Origin of the sequence: Sphingobacterium chuzhouense (assembly GCF_014692525.1) — a bacterium.
Classification (GTDB): domain Bacteria; phylum Bacteroidota; class Bacteroidia; order Sphingobacteriales; family Sphingobacteriaceae; genus Sphingobacterium; species Sphingobacterium chuzhouense.
Genome location: NZ_JACNYL010000001.1, coordinates 1,334,209 through 1,348,024 on the forward strand (window position 1 = coordinate 1,334,209; position 13,816 = coordinate 1,348,024).

General features: G+C 42.7%; 8 protein-coding genes. 1 reads left to right on the plus strand and 7 read right to left on the minus strand.

All coding sequences use genetic code 11. The features are described 5' to 3' along the window. Positions 1-66 precede the first annotated feature (66 nt). Positions 67-1,674, minus strand: a complete 1,608-nt coding sequence (locus H8B21_RS05070; protein WP_190312667.1) for a fucose isomerase — start codon at positions 1,672-1,674, stop codon at positions 67-69. 147 nt (positions 1,675-1,821) lie between these two features. On the opposite strand from H8B21_RS05070, the gene H8B21_RS05075 reads away from it, so the two are divergent. After that, positions 1,822-2,676, plus strand: a complete 855-nt coding sequence (locus tag H8B21_RS05075; protein WP_190312668.1) for an AraC family transcriptional regulator — start codon at positions 1,822-1,824, stop codon at positions 2,674-2,676. Positions 2,677-2,698: 22 nt separating this feature from the next. On the opposite strand, the gene H8B21_RS05080 is transcribed toward H8B21_RS05075, so the two are convergent. Genes H8B21_RS05080 through H8B21_RS05105 form a run of 6 tightly spaced genes read right to left on the minus strand, consistent with a single transcriptional unit; the run spans position 2,699 to position 13,763 of the window. After that, positions 2,699-4,201, minus strand: a complete 1,503-nt coding sequence (locus H8B21_RS05080) for an arylsulfatase (protein ID WP_190312669.1) — start codon at positions 4,199-4,201, stop codon at positions 2,699-2,701. Beyond that, entirely contained in the window at positions 4,188-5,732 is a 1,545-nt protein-coding gene (locus H8B21_RS05085; RefSeq protein WP_190312670.1) for a sulfatase, read from the minus strand. Before H8B21_RS05085 ends, H8B21_RS05080 begins: the two co-directional genes overlap by 14 nt. Next, positions 5,733-7,268, minus strand: coding sequence for a sulfatase family protein (locus H8B21_RS05090; RefSeq protein WP_190312671.1), 1,536 nt, complete (start codon positions 7,266-7,268; stop codon positions 5,733-5,735). A gap of 11 nt (positions 7,269-7,279) precedes the next feature. After that, entirely contained in the window at positions 7,280-8,734 is a 1,455-nt protein-coding gene (locus tag H8B21_RS05095) for a sulfatase (protein ID WP_223814844.1), read from the minus strand. 17 nt (positions 8,735-8,751) lie between these two features. Further along, the gene (locus H8B21_RS05100; protein ID WP_223814845.1) at positions 8,752-10,422 is read right to left on the minus strand and encodes a RagB/SusD family nutrient uptake outer membrane protein; all 1,671 of its coding nucleotides are present in this window, start codon (positions 10,420-10,422) and stop codon (positions 8,752-8,754) included. 2 nt (positions 10,423-10,424) lie between these two features. After that, positions 10,425-13,763: a TonB-dependent receptor gene (locus H8B21_RS05105; protein ID WP_190312672.1), complete on the minus strand. Its 3,339-nt coding sequence runs from the start codon at positions 13,761-13,763 to the stop codon at positions 10,425-10,427. Between the last annotated feature and the right edge of the window lie 53 nt (positions 13,764-13,816).

Here is a 13,816-nt window from a genome sequence, read left to right on the forward strand (position 1 = left end):
TATCCCAAATGTAAAACATCCGAAGCGACGAGGTTTTGGTTCTTTTCACGGGGAAAAGAACATAAATTAAATACCGCAAAAATTCACCTTAATTCCCAGTGCCTGCAATGTCGCCGCTTTAATTTCTGCTGCTCGCCTCACCTCAAAATCACCGTCAACATAGGCGACTTGTATATGATTGGCTTTGTGCTTGGCCATCATCTGATCTCTACTCACACCATCCAACACCCCGTGCATAATCGGCCATTGCGGATCAGTGAGTGCCCATCGTCTTTCTGTTTCCTCTTTTGGCAACTCTACAGCGCGTCCTGTACCGATATCACACCATAATTCATCTTGCTCCATATATATTCTGCTCCACACTATTTTGCCTGGACGACTGACGCCACGGAGTGTTCCTCCTCCTTTTTTAAAGAACATGGGTGGTTGGCGCATGCTACTCGCATTTGCATACCCATCAACAAAATGGGAAGCAGGCACTGCTCCAGATATCAGGAATACCCAGACAAATTCTTCTTTTCCATCCACGACGAAGTTTTCGCCATAACGTAAGTCATGAAGCGTATTATCGCCGTTCAGCCCTAACTGTCTCCACAGATGATAGGTGACATACCCGTCGATACCCGCACATTCGTCTACTTCATTGAAATGCGGTAAAGCCTCGGCCGGATATAATTCTTTTCCCTTTTCATCATAAACAGGAGGTCGTTCCGTATTGTTTAGCAGGCCTTCTACCAAATCGCTCGCCGCCACCAAATCTTTCAGACCTTGTTGGTATTGTATACCAATGGTATCACATCCAAATTCATCCGCCAAACGAAGAGCCGCAATGTACATTTTGCACTGTTCCAGCGTCTGCTCTTTGGTCAGTTCGTTAACAGGATCTGTACCCCAACTGAACTTCATTCCTTTTTTCAGCAACCAATCCAAAACAGCATGCGCTTCTTCATCTGATACCGTCAACATCTTCGCATATAACGTCGACTGGCTGAGTCGTTCCTTGAAAATACCCAATTGATGAATCAGTGCGTCGGGTACAATAGCATTGAACATCCCCATACAACCTTCGTCAAAGACACCCATAACCACCTTCTCATCTTGTATACTTCTTGCGAATCCCGCTGCCAATTCACGGTCTGCAGCCTTCATCGATGCAGCCTCAAAAGCCTTTACATGCGTATAGTCATGTTCCACTGCACCTGTGTTCAACCACTCTTGAAGTTTGTCAATGAAAAAATTATCCGTGAAATCCTTACTCCATAGAAAACTATATTGCACATTCGCTTTTGTAAGCGAGCCTGTCAGATTCAGTGCACCGACTAATCCAGGATAGGTACCATCCCAATTGGCAACAATCAGAATTGGTCCCTCGTGGGAAATCAATCCTGCCAGAACATGATGGCTATACTGCCATACACTTTCAGCGACAATAAGCGGGGCTCTTTTATCAATCTCTCTAAAGATTTTAATCCCCACATGCTGATAGTCAATAAAACCATGCCCTTTTTCTTCATCGTATGTATGCGCCCGTTTGATCGTCCATCCTAGCTTTTGCAAGGCGATATCGAGTTTTTCTTCCATTTGCTGTTGCATGGGCCAACACTTGATATTTGCTGAAGGTCTTAAGTCTCCGCTACACACTAAATACGCTTGATTGTTATTCGTTGTTGTCATGTGATCTATATTTGGTATTACAAAGATGCATGGGAAAACCAGCCATTTCATGGCGTAATTTTTCCAAAGTATCCAACATTTTATCACATTTTTGCAGAAAATGGAGACTTTAGCTAAATTAGATGACACCATTTATAGATAATACAGATGAAAGCGAAGTTTCACCAGGTTCCAAAGCCCTTCAACAATGCCTTCAGTATAAGGCATGATATATTGCCCCATTTTGGTACGATATGGCATTACCATCCCGAAATAGAATTACATTATCTTATTAAAGGAGAAGGCGTACGGTTTATTGGTGACCATATCGACCATTTTCGCGAAGACGACATGGTTTTACTGGGTTCTAATCTCCCCCATACCTGGAAGTGCAACGAAATAAAACAGGGAGAAAACCATGTGGAAGCGCTCGTGCTGCATTTCCATCCAGAATGTTTTGGCAAGGAGTTTTTAAGCGTTTCCGAGACACAGGAAATTTTAAAACTGCTCCAGCTATCTAAAAACGGCTTGATTATCCATGGGGACACGAAAGAGCGAATTAAGGAATTAATGGCAGCAATGGAATACACTCGTGGTCTGGAAAAGCTGATTTATCTTTTTGCGATATTCCGTGTACTTGCTACCAGTGAAGAATACGAAACACTGTCCAGCAGCTTTGCCTATAGCAAACTGAACAAGATTGATGAAAGCCGCATGGATAAGGTATTCTCCCATACGTTAACTAATTTTAGGGAAAAGATATCCATAGAAGATGTGGCCATATTATGCAATTTAAGCACCACATCCTTCTGTCGCTACTTCAAGATGATTACTAACAAGTCCTATTTTGATTTTCTAACCGAGGTTCGCTTGAATCACGCTTGTAGGCTTATTATAGACTCCGACCTCACCATGCAACATATCGCCATAGAGAGTGGTTTTGAAAACACTTCCAATTTCTATCGGCATTTTAGAAATTTTAAAGGGATTACCCCCACGGAATACCGAAAGGGGTTGGTGTAATTATTATTCCTTAGGGATCATGTTATCTTCTATCCGATTTATTATCAATAATCTCCCATTCGACAATATGAGCCGGCCAGTGTTCCCATTTCACGATTTCATCTAATCGCATTAAAATATCAGGATGTTTAATCGCCACATCATGTTCTTCATACGGATCTTCATGCAAGTTAAATAACATCCAACGAGCATGAGGATCTTTCTTTAAATTCAGCTTTACACCTTTCCATTGTTGCATGCGGACAGCCAATTGTCCTCCTTTTTCGGGATATTCAAAGTACAAAAACTCATGTTCTTTCTGTTTTCCTCTTTGCAGCAATGTTGGCAAAAAAGAAATCCCATTCGTATTGGTTATAGAATATCCTACCAGCTCACCTAAAGTAGCCAACAAATCATATTGTGCGGAAACATGATCTGAAACCGTACTAGCCGCAATCTTATCCGGCCATCTTGCTATGAACGGTACGCGGATTCCTCCTTCAAAAACGTCCATCTTTAAACCTCGATAGTTACCGACACTATTAAAAAAGGCATAATCTACTCCTCCGTTAAAAGCTGTTCCATTATCGCTGGAAAATAAGATAAGCGTATTATCATCTAATCCTAATTCTTTAACCTCCTCCATCACTTTACCTATTTGTTCATCCAGATAGGTAATCATCGCAGCATATGCAGCACGTGGGTAACGATGAGCAGCATAGCCATCTTGCCCATAGTAAGGTGTATCGTTGAATTTATCTTGATATTTTTCCACATATTTGTCCGGCACCTGCAAAGAAACGTGCGGAATCGTATAAGGAAGGTAGAGAAAAAACGGCTCGTCTTTATTTTCATTTATAAAACCTAAGGCTTTCTCGGTCATTAGCTCGGGGGCATAATCATTCCCTTTAAAAAAATCAAAATCTTTATCTTGGACAGCGGTAGAATCCAAGGGTTGATGGACAATCTTTTCTAGATTATTCAAGGAATAACGTTGGTCATTTTCCCATAGATGACTTGGATAATAGTTATGTGCCTGTCTCTGGTCCAGATATCCGAAAAAATAATCAAAACCTTGCCTATTAGGGCTTCCGGAGCCATTGTGCATACCCAATCCCCATTTTCCTATAGCTCCTGTTTTATATCCCATGCGTTGAAACATGTGAGCGATCGTAAACGTCCCCTCGGGAAGGGGCATCTGTCCCGCTTCTAAACTATCTGTATTCCCTCCCAATGCATAGTTCCCTCGAATATAGGTCTGACCGCTATGTTTTCCCGTCATCAGCATACCTCTTGCGGGAGCACATACAGGAGAGCCCGTATAATGGTTGGTGAATCGCATTCCCTCTTTAGCCAACCTCGTTAAATGCGGTGTACGGATTTTTTCCTGCCCGTATGGTTCAATCTCCATAATACCCAAATCGTCAGCATAAATAAGAATAATATTCGGTTTTAGCTTATTACCTTGTGCTATCACGTGATGGCATAACAGGTTAACCAGAGCGCTTCCTAGAAGGAATATATATCTTATGCTAATATATCTCATTGGGGTAAGGTATTCTTGTATTCGTATTCTTATTGATGGGCATTTGAGCTTTCCATATTTTAAGCCGTTCCGTTAAAAGGTCGCTTAATTCTTTTGTTTTTTGTCGTTGTTTTAAAGCAAGATTGTTCTTTTCACCTATATCATTTTTGAGATTATAGAGTTCAACAGCACCGTTTTTCATGTTATACAACAACTTAAAATCACCTTTTCGCATCGCCGTAAAGAAGTTTATGCCCGGTCCATCATCTGGTATCCATTTATTGGGATAATGCCAAACAAGAGGACGTTCTTTCCATGATTTGTCCACCCTACCTTTCAATAGCGGAAGTATACTATGACCATCTATACTATTCAACAATAACTTATTATCTACACCGGTTATTTCTAAAATAGTAGGAAACAAATCTTCCATCATAACCGGCGTATCATTATTCTTTCTCTTTTGCTCTTCCACATCTTTGATAAGCAATGGTACTCTTATTCCTCCTTCGTAAAGAGAACCCTTTCCTGCACGTAAGGGTAAATTTTGGGTATGTCTTTCACCTCCACGTGGTGGACTTAAACTTAACCCACCGTTATCACTGACAAATACGATAACAGTGTTATCGTAGATCCCCTGTTCTTTCAAAAAATCCACTATATCGCCTATGCTTTTATCCATTCCTTCCACCAAAGAAGCATAAGCGGCCTCTACTTCAGATAATCCGTCGTCGATATATTTTTGAACAAAGCGTGGATCTGCTTGTATTGGAGTATGCACTGCATAATTCGAAAAATGCAGGAAAAACGGCTTCTTATTGGCAATTGGGCCTTCCAACGCTTTGCGCGCTTCTAGCGTTAGCGCTTCCGTAAGAAAAATAGTACTGCCGTGATAGGCGTTTAGATGTGGTACTGCTTGAATGTTTGTCTGCTCTGTGGTGTTACCAAAATTTTCTTTGCCATAATAGCTCCGGGGACTTCCTGCCGAATGCCCTCCTATGTTTACCATAAAACCTAAGTTTAACGGGTCTGCACCCGGTGTGCCCGCTGAGGCCCAATGAGCCTTCCCAATATGGATTGTATAATATCCGTTGTCTTTCAATAGCTGAGGAAGAACAGTCGCATGAACAGTATGGGGAATATTAGATATTGGACTCAGCCCGTTATAATTCCAATCCGGAACATCCAAAAATTCATCTTTTGCATCTGTCGGCCGATCCTGTCTCGGATTAGTCCAATTAGTAACGCGATGATGTGCTGCATTCAGTCCTGTCAAAAAACTCACGCGCGATGGTGTGCAGACTGAAGATGCATAAGCGTTTGTAAATTTAGTGGATACTTTCGCCAGCTCTTCGATATGGGGTGTTCGGAAACGTTTATTAATCGCTGTCTTCGTCGTGTGAAAAGGTTCGGACATATCCTGCCAACCCAAATCATCTACAAAAAAAACGACAATATTCGGTTTGTTCTCTCGTCCTATCGACTGGGCAAATACCCCTTGTTTCATAACAAGGGATAATACCAATACCATATAAATTCTTATGTATGACATTTATCGAGTCTTTTTATTTCTCTCGCTACGCAGTATTTCTTCTAGCTCTTTAACCTTCTCCGGATACTTCTTAGCGAGATTGTCTTTTTCACCGATGTCTTTGCTCAGATCATATAATTGAGGTTCTGGGCTATTGCCAAGTTCTGTATCCGTCAACTTCGCATAGGCCGGGCCATTGCTCGGTGCAATGTATTTCCATTGTCCCTTGACTACTGCCAATGTGCCAGCATGTTCTATAAAATATTCACGCCCCTGTTCGTTATGTCCTAGTAAAGTTGTGGCTAAAGCCTCACTATCCATTGCCTCCGGAGGAGTAGACATGCCGAGTAATTGTGCCGCCGATGCCAATATATCGATTTGGGAAAACAGCGCGTCTGATACTTTATTTTTAGCAACACCCGCACCACTGACTAAGAAAGGAACACGTGTCCCTGCTTCGAAGATACTATACTTACCGCCACGCAATGGTCCTGCCGGTGTATGTCCATTTAATTGTGTAACCGCCCCATCCACATAACCGTCATCAAGAACAGGACCGTTGTCACTGCTGAAGATGACAATGGTATTATCCGATATTCCCAGAAGTTCCAATTGATCCAGGATTTGACCTACAGTCCAATCCAATTGCAGAATAGCATCTCCCCGATACCCCAATCCGCTTTTCCCTCTAAAAAAAGTAGATGGCATACGAGGCACATGGGGTTCATTCAGCGAGAAGAAAAGAAAAAACGGATTATCCTTATTGTCTTTAATAAATTGTTGCGCGACAGACAAAAACGTTCCCGTTACCTCTTCATCGACCCATCTGGCCATATGGCCTCCGGACATAAATCCGATACGCCCAATGCCGTTAACAATCGTGTTGTTATGGCCCTGTCCGGGGGACGACTGCATCTTTAACAATTCCGGGTTCTCCTTCCCCGTTGGGTCATTACCTACTTTTTTCTCATAATCTACTTGAATCGGGTCTGCATCATCCAGTCCCAAAACACGATGGTTCTCCAAAAAAACGGTGGGCACTCGATCCGCTGTTGCCGGAAAAATAAAGGAATAATCAAATCCTACTTCATTAGGGCCGGGCTTGATATCCCCGTTCCAGTTTTTCTCTACCTGTGTCCCTAATCCCAAATGCCATTTACCTACAACCGCCGTTTTATATCCTGCGTTTTTAAAAACTTTGGGCAGCGTTGTTTTGTCCGTTGGAACAATGAGTTTAGCATCGCCCGGCAAAATCCCGGTACCCTGCTGTCTCCATGGATATACACCTGTCATCAGCGCAAAACGGGACGGGGTACAAGTGGCGGACGTACTATGTGCGTTTGTAAAACGTGTCCCCTGCGCCGCTAATCGATCCACATTTGGTGTTTTGATCTTCGTAGCCCCATAGCTACTGAGGTCACCGTATCCTAAATCATCAACATAAATGAAGACGACATTTGGTTTTTCCGGTCGTGTTTGCGTATAGGATACAAATATATGTTGGCTAAATACAAAGCCTATACTCGTCAAATAAAGGAATAATTTTCTTTTAAGCATATCTGAATGTTCTATTTAATTTTAGTTGTTACTTTCATTTCTTTTGATTCTTCATCTCTCGGTTTTATATATTCCGGATTATGTTCTTTCGGAATCGGTGCTTTCATTTGAGACAGCCAATCCGACAATTTCCCCTTTAGTTCATCTGCTTTTTGTGGATATTGAGCAGACAAGTTATGCTGCTCTGCCACATCCCGTTCAAGATCAAATAAAAGAACGTCTTGGTTCTCATAATAATAATGTAATTTCCATTTTCCCTCTCGTATTACACTTCCCGGCCGGGTTCTGAATCTGGGATCCACTGCTTGATCAAATACCGGATCATACGCTTCAAGATAAACCGGAAAATGCCAAAACAATGACGATCCAACAGGTTGTTTATGGACAAGGTTACTCCATAGAGAAACACCATCTAAGGTGTTGGTCCGCTTGTTTCCGATCATTTCTTTTATCGTTGGAAAAACATCCAAATGACTAATGACGGAAGCGCTATCGCTATACGCCGCGATTTTTTCAGGCCAGTATACCATAAAAGGTATACGTATTCCTCCCTCAAAATAAGTGCCTTTCCCTCCTCTAAGCGGCGTTTGTGGAGAGATGGCGCTAATACCGCCATTATCTGAACAAAATATGATGAGCGTGTTATCTGCGATCTTTTCACGATCCAAATAGCGTACTAATCTTCCGATATTTTCATCGAGAGATGCTATCATGGCAGCATACGTTCCATATGCCTTCCTTCCTGTACCCTCTTTATTATTATATTTCTCAACTAGGCTACCGGGCGCCTGGATAGGCGTATGCACGGCAAAGAAAGACCAATATAAAAAAAATGGCTGATCACTTGGACGATTATCGAGATATCGCAATGCTTCATCCGTCAGACGATCCGTCAAATACTCTCCGTCTGATCTATCCGGTATCGCATTATTCTGATAGGGAGAAAAATGTTGGTTATGCCCTTTGTGATTTCCCCCAAAATTATAATCAAAACCTTGCGATCGAGGGTCTTGTCCAATATGCCATTTACCTATGGAAGCTGTTGCGTAGCCTTCCTCTTTCAGCAATTCCGGAAGCGTTAAGAAATGATTATCCAGATTTTGCTTATTTTCAACAGGAATAATCTTCCGATCGGCAGCATGTCCTCTTGCAGAAGAACCCACCGTATAGATGCCGTGTCTCGGCGTATGCAAGCCCGTGAGCAAAGACGCCCTACTCGGCGCACAATTGGAGGCGGCCGCATAAGCTTGATAGTAAACATGAGATTTTTTTGCCATCTCATCTAAATAGGGCGTATCATAATGCACACCTCCCATGAACCCCGCATCTTTATATCCAAGATCATCGACCAAGATCAATATAACGTTTGGGCACTTTTCCTGTGCATTGGAAAAACCGACGATTATTTGATTAAATGTCATTGCTATGCTAACCAAGTAAAGAAATAATCGCCTTTTTTTCATCATATCAAATTTACTGTATCTTACTTTAATTTTGGATTAATGTCGATTTCCTTTTGTGGAATGGGCCAATAGCGATCTGTTGTTTCTCTGAAATTTTTGGATGTCACATACCAACGCTCATGGCTATCCCGTGGATTATTTCCTTTCACACGCAAATTTCTTGCCCCTGGGTAGGGAGCACCATAAAAATCTCCTTTAAGCACATCCTTCGCGATATCCCAACGCAAAAGATCCCAATAACGAAGTCCCTCAAAAGCAAGTTCTATCCTTCTTTCATTTCGTAGAATCTCTCGCAATATAGTCGGATTTGTTTCGATAATAGGCGGCATATCCACCGATGTTCTTCCACGCACGGCATTGATCGTCTGATCTAACAAAGCCCGATCTATGGCGTCTCCATTTTCCAATTTCGCTTCCAAATAGCTTAGCAAAACTTCTGCATAGCGGATAATAGGCACGTCTATGCCCGAGTTTTGGAGATTACCGCTGAAATTTTCATCATTGAATTTACGTAGCCCGTAACCTGTCCGGGTAGCTTGTTTAGTTGTGGTGAGTTGATCTTCCGATAAAGTCATATCCGGGTGTGTAATGTATTCCATTCCCTTAAATGTGTCTCCATTGGTCAATATGGAATACGCTAATCTCGGATCACGATCTTTCGTTAAATCCTGTGGATCATATCTCGAACTGTTGTAGCTAAACGGTGTACCGTCGTTGAATGCGTATGCTTCTACGAGATCGCCCAACGGACAATGCAGATGCCATCCACCCGCACCTCGCGGATAGTTATGTTGCAGCATACCATTGCCCGCTAAGTCCACTAAATATTGGGTAGCAAATAAAATTTCCTTACTACTTTCATTGCTGCCGTCAAAAAGGCTTGTATAGTCAGCATCGATAATATTTTCATTGGCTGATATGATTGTCTCGTATGTTTTCACAGCATCTTCAAACTGACGTTCTGCAAGCTGAAGCCGCCCCATAAAAGCCAACGCTGTCTGTTTGTTCGTCCTACCTCTTTCTGATGCGGGCAATGCGGCATAACCAGGTAACTGTTCTGAAATCTCTGCTAATTCAGTCAAGACAAAATCCACTACAGCCTGTTTGCTAGCTTTATCCACCGTATTCGCTTCCTCCAACGTCAAGGTAGTTGTTACTAAAGGCACACTTCCCCAATATTGGGACAGATAAAAATACTGACACGCGCGAATAAACCGGGCTTCCGCTTTAAAACGATTAAGTTTATCTTCCTCTAAAGGGGCTTTATCTACATTTTCCAGAAAAAAATTGGCTCGCGCTATTCTTCTATAAGAGAGATTCCAATAGTTGCCCAGTATATCGATACTAGAGGTAAGGGTGCCATCAGACAGTTTATTGAAAGCGGAGTTGTCTCCTCGTCTGTCGTAGGCGTTGTCAGACGCAAATTCCAAATACAGTAGTCCATGATAAGACCACCAATCTGTCGGGCTGAATTCGGCTAAACTATTCATTTGAATTTCTCCCCTATACAAGCCGGTGAGCGCCAATAAAACATCATTTTCACTATTCCAGAAAACGTCATTGGAAAATTTATCCAATGGGTTGGTATCGAGCTGTTTTTGACAGCTTCCAAGAAGAAGCATACAAGTAATGAGTACCGCCCAAATCTTTTGCTTTTTATATAATGTAGACCACATAACTATCGTATTCATGATTAAAAGTTTAAATTAACACCAAAGGAAAAATTACGCATGATGGGATAGTACGTGCCTCCGGTATTTATCTCCGGATCCCAACCTTGCCGATAATTGTGCCAGGTGAATAAATTTTCCGCATTGGCATGTAAACGAATGCCTTCTACCTTTAAACGATCTGTTATCGATTTTGGTAAGGTATATCCAAGCTGAATATTCCTCACGCGCAAATACGAGGCATTCAATATCCAGTAGTCGGAGACTACCGTATTTGGCGAACCGATACTAGCAAGCTGTTCCATCCTAGGATATGCTGCGTTACGATTGGGGTTGTCTGGTCTCCAACGTTCCTCATATTGCCAACGTTGTATATTACCGTTGCCATATAACGCCCAGCCCGCGTGATTATTCAGCATACCGCTTACACCCGATACACCTTGTAGTAGCACCCCTAAATCAATATTCTTATACCCTATATTTAAATTCATCCCATAACTATATTTGGGAATACGAGACCCCAAAAATGTCCGGTCGTAAACAGGATCTACTTTACCGTCCGGCACACCGTCAGGACCACTAATATCCAGATAGCGGACATCTCCGGGTTGTGGGTTAGGGTTTACCGCTGTCATATCTATCCACGATGCCACATCGGCTTCATCAACAAAAAGCCCGTCAGTCTTATAACCGTAATACATCTGCATCGGATGACCGATAAACAGCGTAGAGCCATTTCCGACTAATCCATTGGGTTGATTAACATTTCCTACGCCTAGATCCCTCACCCTATTTTTTACCGTAGAGAAGTTGAGCGTAGCGCCATACGTCCAATCGTCGATATTATCCTGGTAACCTAATGTAAATTCCCAACCGCTGTTTTTAAGCTTTCCAGAGTTTTGTAATCCCACCTCAAATCCTAATACACCAGAAACGCTCGCTCCTGGACTTACCAGAATATCATAGGTATATCGATCATAATAGGTGGCACTGAAATTTAATCTTCGGTTCAAAAAACTCCCTTCCAGACCTACGTCAGCTGTACGAGTAGACTCCCAACGCAGGCTGGGGTCAATAATCTGCGTTCGCGCGACACCTGGCGATATGGTATTACCAAAGGCATAATCTTTCCCTGTAACCAAGATATTCTGATAGGGATAATAGTTTGCCGTTCCATCTGCATACAGCATATTTTGATTTCCCAATACGCCATAAGAGGCTTTCAATTTCAGTTCATTCAGCCAGCCCACACGATCCTTCATGAAATGCTCTTCGCTGATCAGCCAGCCTGCCGCGATAGATGGAAAAACTGCATATTTCTTTGCTAAAGGAAAGCGCGACGACCCGTCGTAACGAACCACACCCTCTAAAAGATAGCGTTGGGCAAAATTATACTGTAACCTGGCGAAGAGTGACTCCAATGCCCATTCGGAGGCTGTCCCTTTATTTGTTTGCCCGTCTGGCGAGCCTACATTGATCTCTGTTAAGTCATTGGTTGGAAAATTCTGCCTGAAAGCCTCAAGATCTTCATCATAGCCTTTTTCGAAAGAATATCCTGCCAATACTTTGAAATCGTGCTGCGCAACCTGTTTACGGTATTCTGCCAATGCCTGAAATGTTTTATAGCTCCCGTAAGGACGATTCTCTTGAAGTGAAGACGGCGATAACATGATATTATCGTTCACCCTTTGGGATGCCCGGAATAGTTTTGTACGTATCGACTCCTGCGTGTAGCCCCCTATAGCCGATAAGGTTAAATCGGGAATAACGCTCCAGTCTAAGCGCATATTACCCCCTATATCCGAAGACTGTTCTTTATAAAAGGATTGACTTTCCAGAAAAGATATCGGCGTGCCTTTTTGAACTACTCCGGTGCCCCAATCGCCGTTACTCATCCTTATCGGATAAATAGAAGGGTAACGTACAACCTGTGAAATAAGCTGATCCATCCTGGCAAAATCTAATGTAGCTGGCACCGCCGGCTGATCGTCAGTCGTTTGAATGGCCGATAAGCGCGTCGTCAACTTTAGATTATCTCGAATATTGGTAATGATATTCAAACGTGCATTGTAACGGTCATAATCGTTCTTTTTGACGATTCCTTTTTGATTGAGATAGCCTAATGAAAACGTATATTGTACTTTTTCGTTCCGATTGGAAAGATTAATGTTATGCCCCGTTTGTTGCGCATTGCTCTTGAAAAACTCACCGATAAAATCACTATTCGCATAGTTGTCCGGATCGGATCCGTCTCTGAATTTCTGTATTTCTTCTTTGGTATAACCTCCTCCTCCGGCTACTGTTTCATTGATAGCAGTTGCATATTCCCAGGAATTTACGACCTCAGGAAAAGCAGTAGGCGTTTGTAATCCCCAATTGCCATTGTAACTGATCACCATTTTATCTTGGCTCGCACCCGCTTTCGTCGTCACTAGGATCACTCCATTCGCTGCCCGGGCACCATATATCGCGGCAGAAGACGCGTCTTTTAAAACGGATATGGAAGCCACATCATTAGGATCTATATCATTAAAGGAGTTGGTAGGAATGCCATCAACCAAAATGAGGGCACCGGTTCCTGCTCCGAAAGACCCTACACCACGTATCTGTATCTCGCCTCCACTCGCGCCCGGCTGTCCCGAACGCTGTATAACGGTAACGCCGGGCATCTGACCGGTAAGTGCTTGTGAAAGCTGCGGAACAGAACGCTTTGCCAATTTTTCGCCATCAACTGATGAAACCGAACCTATAAGCTCTTTCTTTGTCTGCACGCCATAACCCACCACGACAACCTCTTCCACTTCATGCAACACGGACGAAAGGGTGATATCCGGAACGGACGTGTTTGTGTACTGTATAGATAAAGGTTGATACCCCAGACTGTTGATATAGAGTGTACCTGCGTTAGGGGCTTTTTCAAAAACAAACTCGCCACGTTCGTTGGTAGCCATACTTTGCCCGCTCTCCACCAACGTGACGGTCGCGCCCACAACAGCATGCCCTTCTGTATTACGTACCGTACCTTTTAGTGTTTGCTGCTGTTCGCTAGTTGCATACATGGCCTCGGAAGGTAACGCCTGGATAAGTACTGTATTACCATTGATTTTATATTTCAGGTTTTGTGAATACAACAGTTGATGTAAGGCCTTCAGCCAAGGTTCATTCCGAACAGTGAAATTGACAATTTGATTCTCATTCACCTCCCGGGTGTTATACAGAAAATCCTTTCCGGTTTGCTTTCGGATCTTTCTCAAAATAGATTTGAAAGACTCCTTCTCCGCCCGGATGGTCACATTCTGAGCGTAGCTATTCGCCGAGACTTGGAGAGAAGCAATGGTTAGAAACAGAGCAATCAGTTTCATATATATCATAATTTTAACGGTACTATTTCCCATAGCATACCGTAATAAATAAG

Coding starts and splice junctions, on each gene's coding strand:
- H8B21_RS05070 (WP_190312667.1), bottom strand. CDS start 1,674: ATGACAACAACGAATAACAATCAAGCGTATTTAGTGTGTAGCGGAGAC.
- H8B21_RS05075 (WP_190312668.1), top strand. CDS start 1,822: ATGAAAGCGAAGTTTCACCAGGTTCCAAAGCCCTTCAACAATGCCTTC.
- H8B21_RS05080 (WP_190312669.1), bottom strand. CDS start 4,201: ATGAGATATATTAGCATAAGATATATATTCCTTCTAGGAAGCGCTCTG.
- H8B21_RS05085 (WP_190312670.1), bottom strand. CDS start 5,732: ATGTCATACATAAGAATTTATATGGTATTGGTATTATCCCTTGTTATG.
- H8B21_RS05090 (WP_190312671.1), bottom strand. CDS start 7,268: ATGCTTAAAAGAAAATTATTCCTTTATTTGACGAGTATAGGCTTTGTA.
- H8B21_RS05095 (WP_223814844.1), bottom strand. CDS start 8,734: ATGATGAAAAAAAGGCGATTATTTCTTTACTTGGTTAGCATAGCAATG.
- H8B21_RS05100 (WP_223814845.1), bottom strand. CDS start 10,422: ATGAATACGATAGTTATGTGGTCTACATTATATAAAAAGCAAAAGATT.
- H8B21_RS05105 (WP_190312672.1), bottom strand. CDS start 13,763: ATGAAACTGATTGCTCTGTTTCTAACCATTGCTTCTCTCCAAGTCTCG.